The organism is Aliidongia dinghuensis, assembly GCF_014643535.1.
Classification (GTDB): domain Bacteria; phylum Pseudomonadota; class Alphaproteobacteria; order ATCC43930; family CGMCC-115725; genus Aliidongia; species Aliidongia dinghuensis.
The window spans coordinates 237541-257267 of record NZ_BMJQ01000006.1 but is presented as its reverse complement, the minus strand read 5'-3'; the positions used below and the strand labels follow the sequence as shown (position 1 = coordinate 257267).

The 19727-nt window shown below is 67.7% G+C and carries 18 protein-coding genes; 11 read left to right on the top strand and 7 right to left on the bottom strand.

Translation table 11 applies throughout. The features are described 5' to 3' along the window. Positions 1-347: 347 nt before the first annotated feature. Positions 348-1187, top strand: a complete 840-nt coding sequence (locus tag IEY58_RS13540) for a universal stress protein (RefSeq protein ID WP_189046532.1) — start codon at positions 348-350, stop codon at positions 1185-1187. 14 nt (positions 1188-1201) lie between these two features. Here the strand turns inward: IEY58_RS13540 and IEY58_RS13535 are convergent, their stop codons facing one another. From IEY58_RS13535 to araD, 3 genes are all read right to left on the bottom strand, one after another. Continuing rightward, positions 1202-2431: an MFS transporter gene (locus tag IEY58_RS13535; protein WP_189046530.1), complete on the bottom strand. Its 1230-nt coding sequence runs from the start codon at positions 2429-2431 to the stop codon at positions 1202-1204. Between the two features lie 169 nt (positions 2432-2600). Then, positions 2601-3320, bottom strand: coding sequence for a ribonuclease activity regulator RraA (locus IEY58_RS13530; protein WP_189046528.1), 720 nt, complete (start codon positions 3318-3320; stop codon positions 2601-2603). A gap of 17 nt (positions 3321-3337) precedes the next feature. Continuing rightward, positions 3338-5098, bottom strand: a complete 1761-nt coding sequence (gene araD, locus IEY58_RS13525) for an L-arabinonate dehydratase (protein ID WP_189046526.1) — start codon at positions 5096-5098, stop codon at positions 3338-3340. Positions 5099-5271: 173 nt separating this feature from the next. On the opposite strand from araD, the gene IEY58_RS13520 reads away from it, so the two are divergent. After that, positions 5272-6027: a GntR family transcriptional regulator gene (locus tag IEY58_RS13520; RefSeq protein WP_189046524.1), complete on the top strand. Its 756-nt coding sequence runs from the start codon at positions 5272-5274 to the stop codon at positions 6025-6027. Between the two features lie 39 nt (positions 6028-6066). Then, complete coding sequence (locus IEY58_RS13515) at positions 6067-7356, top strand: MFS transporter (RefSeq protein ID WP_189046522.1); 1290 nt, start codon at positions 6067-6069, stop codon at positions 7354-7356. A gap of 4 nt (positions 7357-7360) precedes the next feature. Here IEY58_RS13515 and IEY58_RS13510 read toward each other — a convergent pair whose 3' ends face one another. Beyond that, entirely contained in the window at positions 7361-8239 is an 879-nt protein-coding gene (locus IEY58_RS13510; RefSeq protein WP_189046520.1) for a LysR substrate-binding domain-containing protein, read from the bottom strand. Positions 8240-8341: 102 nt separating this feature from the next. Here IEY58_RS13510 and IEY58_RS13505 point away from each other — a divergent pair, with 102 nt between their 5' ends. Together IEY58_RS13505 and IEY58_RS13500 are read left to right on the top strand one after the other, a co-directional pair. Next, a complete protein-coding gene (locus IEY58_RS13505) occupies positions 8342-10024 on the top strand; it encodes an acyl-CoA dehydrogenase family protein (RefSeq protein ID WP_189046519.1) in 1683 nt (560 codons plus the stop codon). Positions 10025-10048: 24 nt separating this feature from the next. After that, positions 10049-11278, top strand: a complete 1230-nt coding sequence (locus tag IEY58_RS13500; RefSeq protein ID WP_229743703.1) for an ABC transporter substrate-binding protein — start codon at positions 10049-10051, stop codon at positions 11276-11278. Positions 11279-11286: 8 nt separating this feature from the next. Here IEY58_RS13500 and IEY58_RS13495 read toward each other — a convergent pair whose 3' ends face one another. Beyond that, a complete protein-coding gene (locus IEY58_RS13495; protein ID WP_189046517.1) occupies positions 11287-12189 on the bottom strand; it encodes a LysR family transcriptional regulator in 903 nt (300 codons plus the stop codon). 131 nt (positions 12190-12320) lie between these two features. On the opposite strand from IEY58_RS13495, the gene IEY58_RS13490 reads away from it, so the two are divergent. Continuing rightward, positions 12321-12872 (top strand): carboxymuconolactone decarboxylase family protein, encoded by a 552-nt coding sequence (locus IEY58_RS13490; protein WP_189046515.1) that lies wholly within the window; start codon positions 12321-12323, stop codon positions 12870-12872. Between the two features lie 60 nt (positions 12873-12932). Here the strand turns inward: IEY58_RS13490 and IEY58_RS13485 are convergent, their stop codons facing one another. Further along, complete coding sequence (locus IEY58_RS13485) at positions 12933-14306, bottom strand: FAD-containing oxidoreductase (RefSeq protein ID WP_189046513.1); 1374 nt, start codon at positions 14304-14306, stop codon at positions 12933-12935. Between the two features lie 28 nt (positions 14307-14334). Beyond that, positions 14335-15255, bottom strand: a complete 921-nt coding sequence (locus IEY58_RS13480; RefSeq protein ID WP_189046511.1) for a LysR family transcriptional regulator — start codon at positions 15253-15255, stop codon at positions 14335-14337. Positions 15256-15380: 125 nt separating this feature from the next. Here IEY58_RS13480 and IEY58_RS13475 point away from each other — a divergent pair, with 125 nt between their 5' ends. The 5 genes from IEY58_RS13475 to benB all read left to right on the top strand — a co-directional run bounded on the left by IEY58_RS13475 (position 15381) and on the right by benB (position 19688). Continuing rightward, positions 15381-16502, top strand: a complete 1122-nt coding sequence (locus IEY58_RS13475) for a muconate/chloromuconate family cycloisomerase (RefSeq protein WP_189046509.1) — start codon at positions 15381-15383, stop codon at positions 16500-16502. 19 nt (positions 16503-16521) lie between these two features. Next, the gene (gene catC, locus IEY58_RS13470; protein ID WP_189046507.1) at positions 16522-16812 is read left to right on the top strand and encodes a muconolactone Delta-isomerase; all 291 of its coding nucleotides are present in this window, start codon (positions 16522-16524) and stop codon (positions 16810-16812) included. 42 nt (positions 16813-16854) lie between these two features. Then, complete coding sequence (catA, locus tag IEY58_RS13465; protein WP_189046505.1) at positions 16855-17772, top strand: catechol 1,2-dioxygenase; 918 nt, start codon at positions 16855-16857, stop codon at positions 17770-17772. A gap of 73 nt (positions 17773-17845) precedes the next feature. Further along, positions 17846-19186 (top strand): benzoate 1,2-dioxygenase large subunit, encoded by a 1341-nt coding sequence (gene benA, locus IEY58_RS13460; protein ID WP_189046503.1) that lies wholly within the window; start codon positions 17846-17848, stop codon positions 19184-19186. 10 nt (positions 19187-19196) lie between these two features. Continuing rightward, complete coding sequence (gene benB, locus IEY58_RS13455) at positions 19197-19688, top strand: benzoate 1,2-dioxygenase small subunit (RefSeq protein WP_189046501.1); 492 nt, start codon at positions 19197-19199, stop codon at positions 19686-19688. Positions 19689-19727: the final 39 nt, after the last annotated feature.

Genomic DNA, 19727 nt, shown 5'->3' with positions numbered 1-19727 from the left:
AATACGGCCGCTTGAACTGCGCGCATTTTGGTCCCGTTCTCGAAGTCGCCGGGCACGTAAAGGTCCTCAAAACCGGCTCGATCCGCCGTCTCGGCAACTCGCCGTCACGGCGCACCCCTGGATTTACGACCTGGGGCGGTAGTCGTCTTGGACTATGATTTGGAATCCTAACCGCTCTGTGAAGAACAGGCCATATAATGAGCGGTTGTGGTCGAGCGTTCTAGGTTGAATCCGGTGGCGCCTCACGATCTGGCCGCCGCCCTATTGGCAGCGCCGAGGAGGTGCTCGCCGGCGTCCGCCGGAGCCAGACCGCCTGAACAAGCAAAACGCCAACGGGAGAAACGTCGATGAGCCTCAAGGATCTGTTGGTCGTGCTCGATGCCGGGCCGGCGAACGACGACCGCCTGGCGCTCGCGATCGGGCTCGCCAAGCGGTTCGACGCCCATTTGGTCGGGTTGCACCCCTCGTCGACGGCCGAGGGCAGCCTTCATTCGGCCGGCTTCGACACGACGCTGTTCGACGCGGCCTTGCGCGAGACGCTCGCCCGACTCGAAGCCCGCTCGACGAAGGTGCGCGCGGGCTTCGAGGCTGCGACCCAGCGCGAGGCCGTCTCGGCCGAATGGCGCGTGGCGCGCGGCTATCCGGGGCCGGAGACCGTGCTCCATGCCCGCTATGCCGACCTGGTGATCCTGGGCCAGCGCCGGCCGGACGACAGTCCGCTCGACGCGCCCGACCCGGCCGATGTCGTGCTCGATGCCGGCTGCCCGGCGCTGATCGTGCCCTATGCCGGCCGGTTCGAGCGGATCGAGCGGCACGCGCTCATCGCCTGGAACGCCAGCAGCCAGGCGGCGCGCGCCGTGCGCGACGCGCTGCCGCTCTTGAAGGCCTGCCGGGCGGTCACCGTGCTCGCGGTCAACCCAAAGCAGGGCGTGGATGCGCACGGCCAGGAGCCGGGTGCCGATATCGCGCGGCATCTGGCGCGCCACGGCATCCCGGTCGAGACCGGCCGCAGCTTCACCGCGGCAACCGATCCGGCCGACGAGATCCTGTCGCGCGCCGCGGACTTCGGCAGCGATCTCATCGTCATGGGCGCCTATGGCCATTCCCGCGTGCGCGAGATGGTGCTGGGCGGCGTCACCCGATCGATCCTGCAGCAGATGACCGTGCCCGTCCTGATGTCGCACTGAGAGGGCGACGCCCCTCAGCCGACCGCTGCTTGCGCCGCCATGCGGGGCGCCCGCATGCGGCCATAGGCGAGCAGCGACAGGCCGCCCAGGATGACGAGCCCGCCCAGGATCACGAAGCCCGGCATGTAGGAGCCGGTGCTGTTGTAGAGCAGGCCCACGAGGAAGCCCGCGATCGTGCCGCCGCCGCCGGCGCCGAGCCCGTTCATGATGCCTGACGCCGGGCCGATCGCCTCGGGTGCCACGCTCGACTGCAGGATCGACCAGATGTTGGGCGTGAAGCTGCCGGCATAGAGGCCGAGCGCCACCGTGATGAGCGCAAGCTTCGCCGCGGGGGCGTCGACCAGCGGCAGGAGCAGCAGCAGGGCGCCCGGGATGAGCAGGCCCAGCGATGCGATCAGGACGCGCTTGTTGGTCCGGTCGCTCACCAGCGCGATCGGGATGGCGCAAAGGACGGCGGCGGCATAGGGCAGCGCGCTTGCGACCGCCTGTGCCCAGCCGGTGAAGCCCAGCGACTTCACGACGAGCGGGATCCACAGCGTGATGCCCCAGAACAGCATGCCCTGGGTCACGTAGCTGAACACCAGGAACACGAAGGAGAGCCCGCCGAGCGCCTCGAAAGTGAGCGGCGCGTTCGGCCGGCCGCCTTCCGTCTCGCGATAAGGCGCCTCGGTCCCGGGCCGGAGCGCCTTCAAATAAAGCGGCACGATGAAGACGAGGCCCAAGCCCCCGGTCAGGAAGAACAGCGGGCGCCAGCCGAACGCCTGATAGATCGGCGTCAGGATCATGAAGCCCAGCGCCAGCGCCAGGTACTGGCCGTAATACTGGATAAGGCTGTTCGCCTTGGTGAGCTCGTGGCTGGCGAACCAGCTGCGGGCGAAGCGCGACTGCTGCGGCCAATAGATGCCTTCGGCGACGCCGAGGATCGCCCGGCAGACGAGCAGCACGGTCAAGGACGAGCTGAAGCCGATCACCACCGTCGCGATGGACCAGATGGCGAAGCTCCAGGTGACGACCGTCTTCGGGTCCATGCGCCGGGTCAGGATGCCGCCCAGGATGTTGGCGAGCGCGTAGCCGATGAGGAAGATGGTGAGCGCGAAGCTCGACGTGACGGCGAACCGGTCACCGGCGAAGCCCATATCCTGGGCCACCGTCGGCAGGCCGACCGACAGGTTGCTGCGGTCGAGATAGGCGACAAACAGGCCGATCATCAACGAGCCGCCGATACGCCACCAATGCGAACCCATGTGCGTTTCCTTCCCCATTAGGCCCGCGTTTGGGCGGTGCTTTTTGTTGCTTAGCCGCATACCCTCGCCCGCTTGCGGGTGAGGGTGCTTCAGCCGCTCGACCCTCACCCTCCCCGGCCGATGGCCGGGTCCCCTCCCTCTCCCACTCGCGCGGGCGAGGGGCGTTTCCTCAGCGCCCCTTTTCCTTCCGCCAGGTCTCGAACGCGGCGAGGTTCGCTTCGTCCGTTGCCGGATAGAGGCCGAGGATCGATTGGCCGCCCTGCACCCGCTCGGTCACGAAATCCTCGTAAGCGGTCATCTCGACCGCTTCGTCGGCGATCTCGTCGGCCAGCGCCGCCGGCACGATGATGACGCCGTCGGCATCGCCCACGACGACGTCCCCCGGCCAGACCGCCACATCGCCGCAGCCGATCGGCACGTTGATGTCGATCGCCTGGTGCAAGGTCAGGTTCGTCGGCGCCGATGGCCGGCTGTGATAGGACGGCATGTCGAGCGCCGCGATCTCGGCCGAATCGCGGAAGCCGCCGTCGGTCACGATGCCGGCAGCGCCACGCACCATGAGGCGCGTCACCAGGATCGAGCCGGCGGAGGCGGCGCGCGGGTCCTTGCGGCTGTCGATCACCATGACGGCGCCCTGCGGGCATTGCTCGACCGCCTGGCGCTGCGGATGCTGCCGGTCGCGGAAGACGGTGATCGGGTTCAGGTCCTCGCGCGCCGGGATGTAGCGGAGCGTGAAGGCCTCGCCGACCATGGTTTCCTTGCGCGCTCGCAAGGGCTGGACGTCCTGGATGAACTGGTTGCGCAGGCCCCGCTTGAAGAGGGCCGTCGCGAGCGTCGCCGTGCTGACCTTCTTCAGCTTGTCGCGCGTCTCGGGCTTGAGCGTGGTCATGATCGGAGCGCCTTTCGTCAATAGATGACCGGTTCGGACACCGGAGCGCCGAAGTCGGTGCGCAGGAAGTCGAAGTCGCAGCCTTCGCTCGCCTGCTGGATATGCTTGGTGAAGACCCAGCCGTAGCCGCGCTCGAAGCGGACGGGCGGCGGCACCCACTCGGCGCGGCGGCGCGCCAGCTCCTCGTCCGACACTTCCATGCGGATGCTGCGGGCCGCGACGTCGATCGACACGATGTCGCCGGTCTTGAGCAGGGCCAGCGGCCCGCCGATGTAGGATTCCGGCGCCACATGCAGGACGCAGGCGCCATAGCTGGTGCCGCTCATGCGCGCGTCCGACAGGCGCAGCATGTCGCGGTGGCCTTCTTTGAGGAGCTTCTTCGGCATCGGCAGCATGCCCCATTCCGGCATGCCCGGGCCGCCCTGGGGGCCGGCGTTCCGGAGCACCAGCACATGGTCGGCCGTGATGTCGAGATTCTCGTCGTCGACCGCCTTCTTCATCGAGGGATAGTCGTCGAACACGAGCGCCGGGCCGGAATGCTTCAGGAACCGCTGGTCCATGGCGGCCGGCTTGATGACGCAGCCGTCGGGTGCCAGGTTGCCCTTCAGGACCGCGAGCGAGCCCTCGCCGTAGATCGGGTTGTCGGTCGTGCGGATGACGTCGTCGTTGAAGACTTTGGCGCCTTCGATGTTTTCGCCCAGGGTCTTGCCGCTCACGGTCAGGCAATCGAGACGGAGATGCTGGCGGATCCGGTCCATCAGGCCGCGGATGCCGCCGGCATAGAAGAAATCCTCCATCAGATAGGCGGTGCCGCTCGGCCGTACGTTGCCGATGACCGGCACCTTGCGGCTCGCGCGCTCGAAATCATCAAGGCCGATGTCCTGGCCGGCGCGGCGTGCCATGGCGATCAGGTGGATGATCGCATTGGTCGAGCAGCCCATCGCCATGGCGACGGCGATCGCATTCTCGAACGCCGGCCGCGTCTGGATCTTCTGCGGCGTCAGGTCTTCCCAGACCATCTCGACGATGCGCCGGCCGGACTCGGAGGCGAGGCGGATATGGCCCGAGTCGGCGGCCGGGATCGAGGAGCCGCCGGGCAGCACCATGCCCGCCGCCTCGGCGATCGCCGTCATGGTCGAGGCCGTGCCCATGGTCATGCAGGTGCCGTAGGAGCGCGCGATGCCGCCCTCGACGCCGTGCCAGTCTTCCTCGGTGATCTTGCCGGCGCGGAGCTCGTCCCAGTATTTCCAGCTGTCGGAGCCCGAGCCCAGGTATTTGCCCTGGAAATTGCCGCGCAGCATGGGGCCGGCCGGCACGAAGATCGCCGGAATGTTCATGCTGGTGGCGCCCAGCAACAGGCCGGGCGTGGTCTTGTCGCAGCCGCCCATCAGCACCGCGCCGTCAACCGGGTGGGAGCGCAGCAGCTCCTCCGTCTCCATGGCCAGCATGTTGCGGTACATCATGGTCGTGGGCTTGACGTAGCTCTCCGACACCGAGAGCGCCGGCAGCTCGACCGGGAAGCCGCCGGCCATCAGGATGCCGCGCTTCACGTCCTCGACGCGGGTCTTGAAATGGGCGTGGCAGGGCTGCAGGTCGGACCAGGTGTTGACGATCGCGATGATCGGCTTGCCCTGCCACTCCTCGGGCGAATAGCCCATCTGCATCGCCCGTGAGCGATGGCCGAACGAGCGGAGGTCGGCCGGCCCGAACCAGCGGGCGGAGCGCAGGTCCTTGGCCTGTTTTCGCGCAGCCGGCTTCGGTGAACTGTCGCTTGCCATTGTCCGATGATCCTCGATGCGTTTCCTCGCCACCCGGCCGCGGGCGACCCTTCTGATTGTGGACCGCGGGGACGCGGGCCGGCCGTGAAAATGCGTCTGGTGCATTCGTCTTAATATGCTAGGGTACTTGCATGCAAGCGGCAAAATCCGAGCGACGAAGCGGTGGCGGGAGCATGGACGCGCCCATCGATGTCCAGTTGACGAGCGGTCGCCGCGCCACGATCGCGGTGCAGATCTACCGCCATCTGCGCCGGCAGATCGTGGCCGGCGACTATGTGCCACTGCAGTCCTTGTCCGAGAACGAGCTGGCGGCGCTCTTCCGTGTCAGCCGCACGCCGATCCGCGAGGCCTTGGGCAAGCTCGAGGAGGAGAAGCTCGTTTCGATCCTGCCGCAATACGGCACCTTCGTGGCGCCCATCGTGATCGACCGGGTGTTCAGCGACCAGTTCGTGCGCGAGGCGATCGAATGCGCGGCGATCGGCGAGGCCGCCGCACGCTGCACGGCTGAGGACGCCGCGGCGCTGCGCGCCATCATCGCGGAGCAACGCTCGGCCCCGTCCGAACGCGAATTCTTCGCCGCCGACGAGACGATGCATCGCACGCTCATCACCGTCGCCGGCCAGGAGGCGGCCTGGCAGGTCGTCGATGCCGCCAAGGTCAATCTCGATCGCATCCGCCATCTGGCGGCCCGGCACACGTTCAAGCGGCGCTCGATCCTGACCGAGCACGAACGGATCATCGAGGCCGTGATCGCTCACGACCGCGAGGGCGCCGTCGTCGCGATGCGCACGCATCTGCGCGGCGTCTTCGCGTCGAGCCAGCAGATGATGCGCATGCATCCGGAATTCTTTCAGGGCGCGGCCGACCCGCCGCGCCCGGTACGGCGCAAGCGGCCGTCGCCGGGGGGCGCGGCCGACGAGGCGCCCTGACCCGCTCACGCGATCTCAAGAACATAATCGGGAGGAACGATGAACGAACAGGAAGACCGTGCCGTCAAGAAGGCGGCCTGGCACCTCTTGCCGCTGCTGATCCTGCTTTATCTGGTCGCCTACATCGACCGGCAGAACGTCAGCTTCGCCAAGCTGCAGATGCTGGGCAGCCTCGGCATGAGCGAGGTCGCCTACGGCCTTGGCGCGTCGCTGTTCTTCATCGGCTACCTGATCTTCGAGATCCCGAGCAACATGGCACTGCACCGGTTCGGCGCGCGCCGCTGGATCGCGCGCATCATGCTGACCTGGGGCCTCGTCACCCTGGCGCTCGCCTGGACCAGCTCGGCCACGATGTTCTACGTGCTGCGCTTCCTCTTGGGCGCCGCCGAGGCCGGGCTCTATCCGGGCGTGCTCTATTACATGACGCTGTGGTTTCCGGAGCGCTACCGGGTGCAGGTCGTGGGCTATTTCACGCTCGGCAGCAGCCTCGGCAACATGGTGGGCGCGCTTATCAACGGCGTGCTGCTTGACATGGACGGCATGCTCGGGCTCGAGGGCTGGCGCTGGGTATTCCTCGTCACCGGCATCGTGCCGGTCGCCTTGACCTTCGTTACCTGGAAGCTGCTGCCGGACGGGCCGCGCGATGCGAAGTTCCTCGACCAGTCCGAGCAGGCAGCAATCCTGCTCGCGGTCCAGCGCGACCAGCCGCGGGCGCCGCGGCACGGCAACCCGCTTGCGGTGTTGACCCAGGGCCGCATCTTCGTACTCGCCTTCTTCTACATGATGGTCTCGACCTCGATCTACGGCATCAGCTATTGGCTGCCGACCGTGGTCAAGGGCTTCGGTGTCAGCAGCACGGTGAACGGGCTCCTGAACATGATCCCGTGGGCCTTGACCTCGCTCATGCTGCTGTGGCTGCCGGGCCGGCTTCGCACGCCATCTCAGACGCTGCGCTGCGTCGGCGTCGCCGTCGTGGTCGGCGTGCTCTGCTTCGTGGTCAGCACGGTCGCGGCGGCACCGGCGCTACGCTTGGCGGCGCTCGCGCTCGGCGGCCCGTGCCTCTACATCATGCTGCCGTGCTTCTGGTCGGTACCGCCGCGGCTCCTCTCCGGCGCCCAGGCGGCGGCCGGCATCGCTGCGATCAACTCGCTCGGCAACATCGGCGGCTTCGTCGGCCAGAACATCATGCCCTGGGTCAAGGAGGCGACCGGCAGCACGGCCGCCCCCATGCTGGTGCCGGCCGTCTGCCTCGTCGTGCTCGGCCTGGGCGCATTCATCGCCTCGCGCCAGCCCGGCCTCGCGTCCCCGCCGGCGCTGGCGCCGCGCTGAGGCTTCAGCCGACCTCGTCAATGAGCCAGCGGCGCAGCGCCACGATCGCCGGATCGGTAGCAAGCGCCGGCCGGTGCATGAGCGCGAAGGCGCGGCGGGAGCGGCGGACCCGGTCGAGCGGCATCACGACCCGGCCGAGCGCCAGGTCGCGATCGATCAGGCAGCGGATGGCGAGGGCCACGCCCAGCCCCTCCGCCGCCGCATCGATCGCCAGCGCGATGCTCTCGAACATGAGACCGGCCGTCGGATCGATGCCGGCGAGGCCGACTGCGTCCAGATAGCGGCGCCAGTCGTCGGGCCTCAAGCGGGAATGCAGCAGGCGATGCCGGGCGAGATCGAAGCCGGGACCGGCCAGCGTCGGTACGCAGACCGGTACCAGCTCGATCGGCAGCAGTGGCGTGATGACAAGGTCTGCCGCCGTCTCGTCCGGCGCCGCGGGCCCGACGCCGATCACCGCGTCGAACCGGTCGAGCGAGAGTTCTTCCACCTGCGCGGTCGTGGTGAGCTCGATCGCGATGCCCGGATGCCGGTCGAGGAAATGGCCCCAGCGCGGGATGAGCCAGCCGCTCGCGAAATGGGTATAGGCGCCGACGGCGAGCGGCCGCGCCATCGTCCGCCGGACCTGGCGCACGCCGGCCGCAATCCGGTCGAGCCCGTCGCGCGCCGCCGCAAACAGCACCTCGCCAGCCGTGGTCAGCACGAGCCCATTCGGCGTGCGCGTGAACAGCGCCACGGCGAGATCGCGTTCCAGCTCGCGGATCTGTTGGCTAACCGCTCCGGGGGTGACGCCCAAGGCCTCGGCCGCCCGCGTGACGCTTGAATGCGCCGCGGCCGCTTCGAATGCCTTGAGCGCGGTCAGCGAGGGCAGGGGGCGGGTCGCCATCGCCTTTAGTTTATCTAAAGACAGGCGCAAATCAAATCGTTTGCCTGGACCGGCCGGGCGGCGTCATTTCGGCGGTCAAAGACAGGAATAGGGGAGGACGCCATGGCGCCGGATACGGGCTCCATGAACCTGGCCGCCGCGGTGCCCGACAGCCGCGGGCTCAATCTCTATCGGGCCGATCCCGATCTTGCCCGGTTGATCGGGCTCTATCTGCCTGCCGACCTCGCCCGGCACCTGGCGCCGCATCTCGACCGCCTGGGCGCACTCGCCGGCGGCGTGCTCGATGAATGGGCGGGCATCGCCGATCACCATCCGCCCGTCCTGCACCACCGGGATCGGCGTGGCGCCGATGTGCAGTCAGTCGAGAAGCACCCAGCCTATCGCCGCATGGAGGAACTGGCGTTCGGCGAGTACGGGCTCGCGGCGCTCTCCCACCGCGGCGGTGTGCTCGGCTGGTCCGAACCCATGCCGCCGATCGCCAAGTATTTGATCACCTATCTGTTCGCCCAGGCGGAGTTCGGCTTGCTCTGCCCGGTCAGCATGACCGACAGCCTGACCCGGACCTTGCGCAAGTTCGGCGATCGGGATCTCGTCGAACGCCACCTGCCGGCGTTGACCAGCCAGGATCTGGACCAGCTCGCGCAGGGCGCCATGTTCATGACCGAGCAGGGCGCCGGCTCCGACGTCGGCGCCACGGCTGTCACCGCCCGGCCGCGGCCTGACGGCACCTGGGCGCTCCATGGCGAGAAATGGTTCTGCTCCAATGCCGACGCCGACCTCGCCATGGTGCTGGCCCGGCCCGAGGGCGCGCCGCCGGGCTTGAAGGGCGTCGGCCTGTTCCTGCTGCCGCGCGTGCTCGCCGACGGTGCGCCCAACGCCTATCGGATCGTGCGGCTCAAGGACAAGCTCGGCACCCGCTCCATGGCGAGCGGCGAGATCCGGCTCGACGGTGCCGTCGCTTGGGCCGTGGGCGATCTCTCGGCCGGCTTCCGCCAGATGGCCGACATGATCAACAACTCGCGCCTGTCGAACGGCGTGCGTGCGGCCGGCCTGATGCGCCGGGCCGCGACCGAGGCGCTGTTCGTGGCACACAACCGGGTTGCCTTCGGCCGGAAGATCGCCGACATGCCGCTGATGCGCCGGCAATTGCAGAAGATCCTGGTCCCGGCCGAGCAGGCGCGCAGCATGATGTTCCAGACGGCGGACGCGCTGCGCCGGGCGGATGCCGGCGAGGCGGGTGCCTATGCGCTGCTGCGCGTACTCACGCCGCTCATCAAGTTCCGCGCCTGCCGCGACGCGCGCAAGGTCGCGGGCGACGCCATGGAGGTGCGCGGCGGCTGCGGCTACATCGAGGAATTCTCCGACGCGCGCATCCTGCGCGACGCCCATCTGGGCTCGATCTGGGAAGGCACCAGCAACGTGGTGGCGCTCGATGTGCTGCGCGCGATCGACCGGGAAGGGGCGCTCGATGCGCTGGGGCGTCTCGTCCGCGGCCTCGCCGTGCCGGGCCTGCCGGAGTTGGTGCCGGCGCTCGCCCGGGCCGAGGCGCTGGCCCGGCGGGCAGGAGAGGACGGCGGCACGGCGTCGGCACGCCAGGCGGCGTCCGCGCTCTACCACGTGACGTCTGCCGCAGCACTCGCTTGGGAGGCGGACCGGCTCGACCACCCGCGGCGCCTGGCCCTCGCACGCCTGGTGCTGCGTCACCGCGTGCTGCCGCGCGACCCGCTCGAAGCCGACGAGAGCGATGCGGCGGACGGCGTGATCTACGATCCGAGCGACTTCTAAGAAGACCGATCAGGGAGGAAGAACATGACATCGATCATGAGCCGCCGGACGGTGCTGGCCGGCGCCGCGGCGTTGGCGGCCGTGCCGCTCCGCCGGGCCCGGGCGGCGACGCCGATCCGCATCGGCGTCTTGACCGACATGGCTGGGCCCTATGCCGAGGACAGCGGCCAGGGCTCGGTCGTCGCGACCAAGCTCGCCATCGAGGATTTCGCCAAGCTGCACCCGGACATCGCCGTCGAGATGGTGAGTGCCGACATGCAGGCGAAGCCTGACGTGGCGGCGAGCCTGGCTGGTGCCTGGTTCGACCGCGACGGCGTCGACATGATCATCGACGTGCCGGTGTCCTCGGCGGCGCTTGCGGTCGCGACCGTGGCGAGGCAGCGCAACAAGGTGGCGATCCTCAACCCGGGCACGTCGGACCTCTCGGGTGCTGCGTGCAGCCCCAACCATATTCATTGGGCGTTCGACACCTATTCGCTCGCGGCCTCGACCGGCGCCGCCATCCTGGCCGAGGGCGGCGACAGCTGGTTCTTCGTCCAGGCCGACTATGCCTTCGGCGCCTCACTTGTCGCCGACACGCGCCGCGTGCTCGAGGCGCACGGCGGCAAGGTGCTGGGCACGGTGAAATACGCCTTCCCGGGGACGACCGACTTCTCGTCCTACCTGCTGCAGGCCCAGGGGAGCGGCGCCAAGGTCATCGCCTTCGCCAATGCCGGCGCCGACGCAGCCAACAGCATCAAGCAGGCGGGCGAGTTCGCGCTCACCGCCAACGGCACGCGGCTCGCAGCACTCCTGTGCTTCATCCCGCAGATCCACGGCATCGGCTTGAAGACGGCGCAGGGCCTGCTCTTGACCGAGGCGTTCTATTGGGACCTGAACGATGCGACGCGGGCGTTCTCCGCGCGCTATTCGGCCGAGATGAAGGGGGCGAAGCCCTGCACGATCCAGGTCGGCTGCTATTCCGGCACGCTGCATTACCTGAAGGCGGTGGCGGCCATGGGCATCGACAAGGCCAAGGCGAGCGGCGCCGACACGGTCGCCATGATGAAGCAGCTGCCGACCGACGACGCGGTGTTCGGCCAGGGCCGGGTGCGCGAGGACGGTCGCAAGATCCACGACATGCACCTGTTCCAGGTGAAGTCGCCGGCCGAGTCCAACGGCGACTGGGACTATTTCCGCCTCGTGCGCACCATCCCGGGCGAGGCGGCGTTCCGGCCATTGGCCGACGGCGGCTGTCCCATGGTCCGTGCCTGACGCTGGCGTTACGGGTCGAAGATCAGTTTCTCCTTCAAGCGCGGCACGACGAAGTCGATGAACGCCTTGAGCTTGCGCGGGACGAGCCGGCCGTTCGGGTAGACCAGGCTCACCGGCAGCGGTTCGGGCTCGTTCTGGCGCAGGACGAGCGTCAGCTGCTTGTCGGCGATCGCCTGCGAAACCTGGTAGCAGAGGAGCCGCGTCAACCCGATGCCGGCCGCCGCGGCACTCGCGGCCGCTGCCGCCGAGGTCACCGACAGGCGGGATTTGACCGGCACCCGCGTCGTGCCGCCCTTCTCGCGGAACGTCCATTCCCTGGGAGCACCCAGTGCGGTGAAGGTCACGCACTGGTGCCGCGAGAGATCCGCGACTGTGCGGGGTGTTCCGTGGGCAGCCAGATAGGCCGCGCTCGCACACACGACATGGCTGATTTCGCCGAGCTTGACGGCGATCAGGCTGCTGTCGGGCAGGTGCTGGACGCGGAGCGCCACGTCGACCTGATCCTCCAGCAGATTGACGATCCGGTCGGTCAGCCGCAGGTCGATGTCGATCTCCGGATATGCCACGAGGAATTCGGTCACGATCGGGCCCAGATAGAGGCTGCCGAGCCCGTGCGGCGCCGACACGACGAGCTCGCCGCGCGGCGCCTCATATTCGCCTGAGGCGAGACGCTCCGCCTCGCCGAGTTCGTCGAGCACGCGCCGACATGCCGCCAGGAACTGCTGGCCGATCTCGGTCAGCGCCACCTTGCGCGTGCTGCGGGTCAGAAGCTGGGCGCCGAGATGCGCCTCGAGCTCGGACACCTTCCGGCTGACGGTCGCGAGCGGCACGCCGAGCCGGCGCGAGGCCGCCGAGAAGCCGCCGGCCTCGGCGACCGCGGCGAAGGTCGAGATCGCTTCGAGCCGGTCCATGAAACCATTCCATCCGACGAGATAATGTTTCCCGATTTTGCCGGATACCCGATTTTCGTGGAAGGGGGCATGTCTTGCGCCGTCGGTCCTGCCGACGCGGCCCGCCCCTGTTACCAGCGAGGAAGACGCCCATGTCCCGCATCAAGACCATCCCTTCGATCGAAGCGGCCCCCACCGCGGCCCAACCGTTGCTCGAGGGTGTCCACAAGCAGCTCGGTTCCGTCCCGAACCTGTTCCGGGTGATCGCGAACAGTCCTGCTGCGCTCGAAGGCTACTTGAGCCTGAACGGCGCGCTCGGCAAAGGCACGCTCGACGCCAGGACGCGCGAGCGCATCGCCCTCGCGGTTGCCGAGCTCAACGCCTGCGGCTACTGCCTGTCGGCGCACACCTATCTCGGCAAGAACCTGGCGAAGCTCGATGACGCGGAGATCGCCGCCAACCGCGGCGGCACGTCCAATGATCCGAAGGCCGACGCCGCGCTGCGCTTCGCGACCAAGGTCGTGCGGGAGCGCGGCCACGTGTCGGACGCCGACGTCGCGGCCGTGAAGGCGGCCGGTTTCGACGAGGCGCAGATCGTCGAGATCGTCCTGCATGTGGCGCTCAATACGCTCACGAACTACGTGAACGAGGTCGCCAAGACGTCGATCGACTTTCCCATGGTGGCACCGCGCGACGCGGCGTGACGGCAGGATGGGGGTGCCGCGGCCCGTCCGCGGCGCCCCTGTCGTCGCGACCGCCGGCGGCTATTGCCGCAGTTCGCCCAGCATGGTCGGGATCAGTTCCGAGACCGTCGGATGGATGTGCACGGTCTGCTGCAGCGTCGTATAGGGCGCTTTCGCGGCCATGACGTCGAGGATGGCGTGGATCGCCTCGTCGCCCTCGACGCCGAGGATCGCAGCACCCAGGATCCGATCGCTCTCGGCATCGACGACGACCTTCATGAAGCCCTGCGTCTCGCCCTTCTCGACCGCGCGGCCGACCCGCGTCATCGGCCGCATGCCGATGCGCACCCGGCGCCCGCCCGTCCGGGCCTCGCGCTCAGTCAGGCCGGCGCGGCCGAGTGGCGGATCGATGAACAGGCCGTAGCAGGGAATGCGGTCGCTGACCCGACGGCTGCCGCCGTCGAGCAGGTTGGCCGCGACGATCTCGAAATCATTGTAGGACGTGTGGGTGAAGGCGCCCCGGCCGTTGCAGTCGCCGAGCGCCCAGATGCCCGGCACGTTGGTCCTGAGCTCGTCGTCGACCGTGATATAGCCCCGCTCGTCCCGCGCCACGCCGGCCTTGTCGAGATCCAGATCGTCCGTATTCGGCCGCCGCCCGACCGCCATCAGCACGTGGGAGCCGACGATCTCGGGCGCGCCGGCCGTGCAATCGACGCCGACGGCGACGTCCTGGCCGTGTGGTGCCAGCCGGATGCAGTCGGCGCCCGTGCGCACCGCAATGCCCTCGCTCTCGAGGATCGTCTGGATCGCGGCCGAGATGTCCTCGTCCTCGCGCTGGATCAGGCGCGGTCCCTTCTCGATCACCGTCACCTCGCTGCCGAAGCGCCGGTACATCTGCGCAAACTCGAGGCCGATATAGCTGCCGCCGACGATGACGAGATGCCGCGGCAGGGTGTCGAGCTCGAGGATCGACGTGTTCGTGAGATAGGGCACTTTGTCGATGCCGGGCAGGTTCGGCACGAATGCGCGGCCGCCGACGTTGAGGAAGATCCGCTCGGCCTCGATCGTCGCGTCGCCGATGCTGAGTTCGCGCGGCGACACGAAGCGCGCATGGCCGCGATAGAGGGCGCAGCCCTTCATGCCGCCCAGCCATTTCTCGACATTGCCGCGGGCCGTGGTCGCGACCACGTCCTTGCGCGCCTTGACGGCCCGCATGTCGACCGTGACGGCGGAGCCCAGCATGACGCCATAGTCGGCCGCGCGCCGCGCCTGGTGGGCGACCTTGGCGCTCGCGACCAGCGCCTTGGTCGGCATGCAGCCTGTATTGACGCAGGTGCCGCCGAACAGGTGGCGTTCGGCCAGTGCCACCTTCATGCCGGCGCCGGTCAGCCGTCCGGCCAGCGATGGGCCGGCCTGACCCGCCCCGATGATGATCGCGTCGAACTTCTCGTTCATTGCTTTCTCTCCCGGTGTTGCGTGTGCGCTACCGGTCGAGCCCTTCCGGCGCCGGCCAGCCCCATTCGGTATAGGATTCGATGATGATCCGCGCCAGGAGCGCCAGCTGCGGCGAACGGTCGTCGGCGCGCCGGCTCATGATGATCGGCGAGGTGATCGAGGGATCGTCGAGCTCGCGATAGATCACATCGTCGCGGCGCATGCGCTGGACCGAGGTCGGCACGATCGCGATGCCGACCTCGGCCGCGACCAGGCCGACCGCGGTCTGCAGCTCGCGCGCCTCATGCGCGACCTGCGGTTCGAGCCCGCGGTCGTGGAACAGCGAGATCACCTGGTCGGCGTAGCTCGGCCGCGGCTGGCGCGGATAGATGATGAGCGGCTCCCGGGCCAGGCGCGCGAGGCTCAGGGGCCCCTCGTGCTGCAGCAGCGGGTGGCTGAACGGCAGTGCCGCGACCAGCCGCTCCTCGCGCAGCACGTCGCGCCTGACCGCCGGATCGTCGAACCGGATGCGGCCGAAGCCGACGTCGATCCGCCCGTCCTTCAAGGCGGCGATCTGCTCGAGCGTCATCATCTCGACCAGGTTGACGTCGACCTCGGGTGCGGCTGCCCGGTACCGGCGGATCAGGTTCGGCAAGGCCGCATAGATGGATGAGGCGACAAAACCGATGACCATGCGCGGCCGCTCGGCGTTCTTGAGCCGTCGCATCATCGCGCGCATGCCCTCGACCCGCTCCAATACCTGGGTTGCATGCTCGAAGAACAGCCGGCCGGCCTCGGTCGTCTTCAAGGGCCGGGCGTCGCGATCGATGAGCGCCAGGCCCAGCTCCTCCTCGAGCTGCTGGATCTGCCGGCTCAAGGGTGGTTGCGCGATATGCAGCCGCTCGGCGGCACGGGTGAAGTTCCGCTCCTGCACGACCGCCACGTAATAGCGCAGGTGGCGCAGCTCCATCCGGTTCGCTCCCTGATCGTCGATACCTCGTGGGTATCGATCGAGACAAACATGATCTTTTACAGCTTCAAGAACAAGCGGCACTTTCCCCAGCAAGCAAACAAGTTTTTCGGGGTTGGGACGCCATGCTGCGCATCGAACGGATCGATACCTATCTGGTGGATCTTCCGACCATTCGGCCGCATGTGCTGTCGATGGCGACGATGCATCGGCAGACGGTCACACTGGTCAAGATCCGCTGCGCCGACGGCCTTACCGGCATCGGCGAGGGCACGACGATCGGCGGCATGAGCTATGGCGACGAGAGCCCCGAGAGCATCAAGCTCGCGATCGACACCTATATCGCGCCGATCCTGCTCGCATCTGACCCGTCACGGGTCGCTGTGACCATGGCCGCGGTCGGCCGCTCGGTCGTCGGCAATCATTTCGCCAAGGCGGCGGTCGAGATGGCGCTGCTCGATGCGCAAGGCAAGCGCGTCGGCCTGCCGGTCTCCGAACTGCTCGGCGGCCGCCAGCGCGACAGCCTGCCGGTCGCCTGGACGCTGGCCAGCGGCGATACGGGCCGCGACATCGAAGAGGCGGAGCAGATGCTGGCCCGGCGCCGGCACAATATCTTCAAGCTCAAGATCGGCAAGCGGGCGGTCGAGGACGACGTCGCCCATGTGGCCGCGATCAAGCGGGCGCTCGGCGACCGGGCGAGCGTCAGGGTCGATATCAACCAGGCCTGGGACGAGACGGCGGCCGCGCGCGGCATGGCCCTCCTGGAAGAGGCCGGCGTCGACCTCGTCGAGCAGCCGATCGCCCGTGGCAACCGGCCGGGCATGGCCCGGCTCGCTGCACGCTTCATCGTGCCGATCATGGCCGACGAGGCGCTGCGCGGACCGGAGGACGCGTTCGACATCGCGGCGCGCGCCGCGGCCGACGTGTTCGCGGTCAAGGTCGCCCAGTCGGGCGGCTTGCAGGCCGCGGGCCGGGTCGGCGCCATCGCGGATGCCGCCGGCATCGGGCTCTACGGCGGCACCATGCTGGAGGCGGCGGTCGGCACGGCGGCCTCCGCCCATCTCTTCGCGACCTTTCCGCGGCTTGCCTGGGGCACGGAGCTGTTCGGCCCGCTGCTGCTCACCGAGGAGATCCTGGCCGAGCCGCTCACTTACGGCGATTTCGTGCTCCAAGTGCCGGACCGGCCGGGCCTGGGCATCGAGCTCGACGACGCGCGCGTCGAACATTTCCGGCGCGACCGGCGCTAGGCCGATTGGGAGATTTACCATGCTGTTTCAGGTCGAGATGGACGTTCACCTGCCGCACGACATGCCGGCCGAGCGCGCCGACGAATTGAAGCGGGTCGAGAAGGCACGGTGCCAGCAGCTGATGCGCGACGGCACTTGGCGCCACCTGTGGCGCATCGCCGGCCGCTACGCGAACGTCAGCGTCTTCGACGTCACGAGCCACGACGCGCTGCACGAGATCCTGACGTCGCTGCCGCTCTTTCCCTTCATGACCATGAAGGTGACGGCGCTCTGCCGCCACCCCTCGTCAATCCGCGACGACGATCGTTAACCCCCACCACCAAAAAGAAAAATACGGCTCAAGGAGAGGACAATGCACAAGAAGCAGATCGAGGAACTGGCCGTCCGCATCAGCGGCACGCAGAGCAAGCCCGCCGACGCGCGCGTCAAGGCGATCGTCGACCGCCTGCTGGTCGACATCTTCACGGTGATCGACGATTTCGATGTGACGCCCGAGGAATTCTGGTCGGCCCTGAGCTATCTGACCGAGCTCGGCCAGTCGAACGAATACGCGCTGCTCGCGGCCGGCCTCGGCATCGAGCATTACTTCGACATCCGGCTCGACGAGAAGGAAGCGGCGGCCGGCATCGAGACCGGCGGCACGCCGCGCACGATCGAGGGGCCGCTCTATGTCGGCGGCGCGCCGGTCTCGACCGGCGAAGCGCGGCTCGACGACGACCCAGACGTCGGTGAGATCCTGTTCATGGAGGGCCAGGTGACCGACACGGCCGGCCGGCCGCTCGCCGGCGCCACGGTCGAGGTCTGGCACGCCAATACCAAGGGCAACTATTCGTTCTTCGACAAGAGCCAGAGCCCGTTCAACCTGCGCCGGACGATCAAGACCGACGCCGAAGGCCGCTATCGCTTCCGCAGCATCATGCCGTCCGGCTACGGCTGCCCGCCGACAGGACCGACGCAGCATCTGCTCGACCGCTTGGGCCGCCACGGCCAGCGCCCGGCGCACATCCATTTCATGGTGTCGGCCGACGGCTACCGGCAGCTCACGACCCAGATCAACATCGAGGGCGACGCCTACCTGCATGACGATTTCGCCTTCGCCACCCGCGACGGCCTGATCCCGGCGGTGACCCATCACACGGACCCGAGCGCGCTCAAGGATCGGGGCGTCAACGGGCCGTTCGCGACCATCACGTTCGATTTCACCTTGCCCCATGCGGTTGCCGGCGTGCCGGCGACGCTGATCGATCGACCGCGCGCCCAAGTGGGCTGAAGGCCGGGGCGGCTCACGCCCCTAAACGACAACCCGTGGCCCAACGCCACCTTGAGAGAATGGAGGAAACGCCATGTCGACCGACCTGCTGGAGCGGCTCGAGACAGCCGTCGTCGAGGACGAAACCAACGGCATCTATCGCTGCCGGCGCGACATCTTCACCGATCCGGAGCTCTTCGAGCTCGAGATGAAGCACATCTTCGAGGGTAACTGGATCTTCCTTGCCCATGAGAGCCAGATCCCGAACAAGAACGACTATTTCACGACCTACATGGGTCGCACGCCGATCTTCATTGCCCGCAACAAGGACGGCGTGCTCAACGCCTTCATCAACGCCTGCAGCCATCGCGGCGCCATGCTGTGCCGGCACAAGCGGGCGAACAAGGCGACTTATACCTGCCCGTTCCACGGCTGGACCTTCAACACGTCGGGCAAGCTCTTGAAGGTCAAGGATCCGGACGGCGCGGGATATCCGGAGGGCTTCAACTGCGAGGGCTCGCACGACCTGACCAAGGTGGCGCGCTTCGAATCCTATCGCGGCTTCCTGTACGGCAGCCTCAATCCCGACGTCGTGCCGCTCGAGGAGTATTTGGGCGAGGCGGCGAAGATGATCGACCTGATCGTCGATCAGGCGCCGGAAGGGCTCGAGGTCCTGAACGGCTCATCGACCTACGTCTATGATGGGAACTGGAAGCTGCAGATTGAGAACGGCGCGGACGGCTATCACGTCAGCACCGTGCACTGGAACTATGTCGCGACCACGGGTCAGCGCAAGGCCTGCGCCGAGAAGGTCGAGGTCGCGGACACAGGCTCCTGGGCCAAGCACGGCGGCGGCTTCTATTCGTTCGACCACGGCCACCTGCTGCTCTGGACCAAGTTCGCCAATCCCGACTTTCGGCCGAACTTCCATCGGCGCGCCGACTACGTGAGCCAGTTCGGCGAGGCGCGCGCGGACTGGATGCTCGTCAACTCGCGCAACCTCTGCCTTTATCCGAACCTCTATCTGATGGACCAGTTCTCGACGCAGATCCGCGTCGTCCGTCCGATCTCGCTCACCCAGACCGAGGTTACGATCTACTGCTTCGGCCACAAGGGCGAGAGCCAGGCCGACCGCGAGAAGCGCATCCGCCAGTACGAGGACTTCTTCAACGTCAGCGGCATGGGCACGCCGGACGATCTGGAGGAATTCCGGAATTGCCAGTTGTCGTTCCACGGCGGGGACGCGAAATGGAATGACTTGAGCCGCGGTGCCACCCACTGGGTCAGGGGCGCCGACGAGCATGCCGAGGCGATCGGCTTGAAGCCGCTGCTCTCCGGCGTGCGCGCCGAGGACGAGGGCCTGTTCGTCATTCAGCACGAGCATTGGCGCGACACGATGCGTCGTGCCGTCGTGGCCGACACCGAGCGCGCGTAAGGAGGCCGCCATGACGATTTCCTACGAAACGCTTCAGGCGTTCCTCTATCGCGAGGCCCGTCTGCTCGACGACAAGCAGTGGGACGAATGGCTGACGCTCTATCGCCCGGATGCCGAGTTCTGGATGCCGGCCTGGGACGATGACGGCGAGCTGGTCAATGACCCGCACCGCGAGATCTCGTTGATCTATTACGCGAACCGCAACGGCATCGAAGACCGTGTGTTCCGGATCAAGACCGAGCGGTCGAGCGCGACCAGCCTGCCCGAGGCCAGGACCTCGCACAACATCAGCAATATCGAGATCCTCGACCGGGAGCCCGGCAGCTGCCGCGTTCGGTTCAACTGGGTGACGTTCAGCTTCAAATACAAGACCGCGGATACTTACTTCGGCACGTCGTTCTACACGCTCGACACCACGGGCGAGACCCCGCTGATCGCGAAGAAGAAGGTCGTGCTCAAGAACGATTACATCCGCCACGTCATCGACATCTATCACATCTGACCGATCGGCCGCGGGCGACCGCGGCCGAGGAGGTGTCCC

What these genes read in the sequence shown, in the direction of transcription:
- IEY58_RS13500 (WP_229743703.1), top strand. Translation starts at nt 10,049, where the DNA reads ATGACATCGATCATGAGCCGCCGGACGGTGCTGGCCGGCGCCGCGGCG.
- IEY58_RS13540 (WP_189046532.1), top strand. Translation starts at nt 348, where the DNA reads ATGAGCCTCAAGGATCTGTTGGTCGTGCTCGATGCCGGGCCGGCGAAC.
- catA (WP_189046505.1), top strand. Translation starts at nt 16,855, where the DNA reads ATGCACAAGAAGCAGATCGAGGAACTGGCCGTCCGCATCAGCGGCACG.
- IEY58_RS13490 (WP_189046515.1), top strand. Translation starts at nt 12,321, where the DNA reads ATGTCCCGCATCAAGACCATCCCTTCGATCGAAGCGGCCCCCACCGCG.
- IEY58_RS13520 (WP_189046524.1), top strand. Translation starts at nt 5,272, where the DNA reads ATGGACGCGCCCATCGATGTCCAGTTGACGAGCGGTCGCCGCGCCACG.
- IEY58_RS13535 (WP_189046530.1), bottom strand. Translation starts at nt 2,431, where the DNA reads ATGGGTTCGCATTGGTGGCGTATCGGCGGCTCGTTGATGATCGGCCTG.
- IEY58_RS13510 (WP_189046520.1), bottom strand. Translation starts at nt 8,239, where the DNA reads ATGGCGACCCGCCCCCTGCCCTCGCTGACCGCGCTCAAGGCATTCGAA.
- IEY58_RS13530 (WP_189046528.1), bottom strand. Translation starts at nt 3,320, where the DNA reads ATGACCACGCTCAAGCCCGAGACGCGCGACAAGCTGAAGAAGGTCAGC.
- IEY58_RS13480 (WP_189046511.1), bottom strand. Translation starts at nt 15,255, where the DNA reads ATGGAGCTGCGCCACCTGCGCTATTACGTGGCGGTCGTGCAGGAGCGG.
- IEY58_RS13495 (WP_189046517.1), bottom strand. Translation starts at nt 12,189, where the DNA reads ATGGACCGGCTCGAAGCGATCTCGACCTTCGCCGCGGTCGCCGAGGCC.
- IEY58_RS13505 (WP_189046519.1), top strand. Translation starts at nt 8,342, where the DNA reads ATGGCGCCGGATACGGGCTCCATGAACCTGGCCGCCGCGGTGCCCGAC.
- araD (WP_189046526.1), bottom strand. Translation starts at nt 5,098, where the DNA reads ATGGCAAGCGACAGTTCACCGAAGCCGGCTGCGCGAAAACAGGCCAAG.
- benA (WP_189046503.1), top strand. Translation starts at nt 17,846, where the DNA reads ATGTCGACCGACCTGCTGGAGCGGCTCGAGACAGCCGTCGTCGAGGAC.
- IEY58_RS13485 (WP_189046513.1), bottom strand. Translation starts at nt 14,306, where the DNA reads ATGAACGAGAAGTTCGACGCGATCATCATCGGGGCGGGTCAGGCCGGC.
- catC (WP_189046507.1), top strand. Translation starts at nt 16,522, where the DNA reads ATGCTGTTTCAGGTCGAGATGGACGTTCACCTGCCGCACGACATGCCG.
- IEY58_RS13515 (WP_189046522.1), top strand. Translation starts at nt 6,067, where the DNA reads ATGAACGAACAGGAAGACCGTGCCGTCAAGAAGGCGGCCTGGCACCTC.
- benB (WP_189046501.1), top strand. Translation starts at nt 19,197, where the DNA reads ATGACGATTTCCTACGAAACGCTTCAGGCGTTCCTCTATCGCGAGGCC.
- IEY58_RS13475 (WP_189046509.1), top strand. Translation starts at nt 15,381, where the DNA reads ATGCTGCGCATCGAACGGATCGATACCTATCTGGTGGATCTTCCGACC.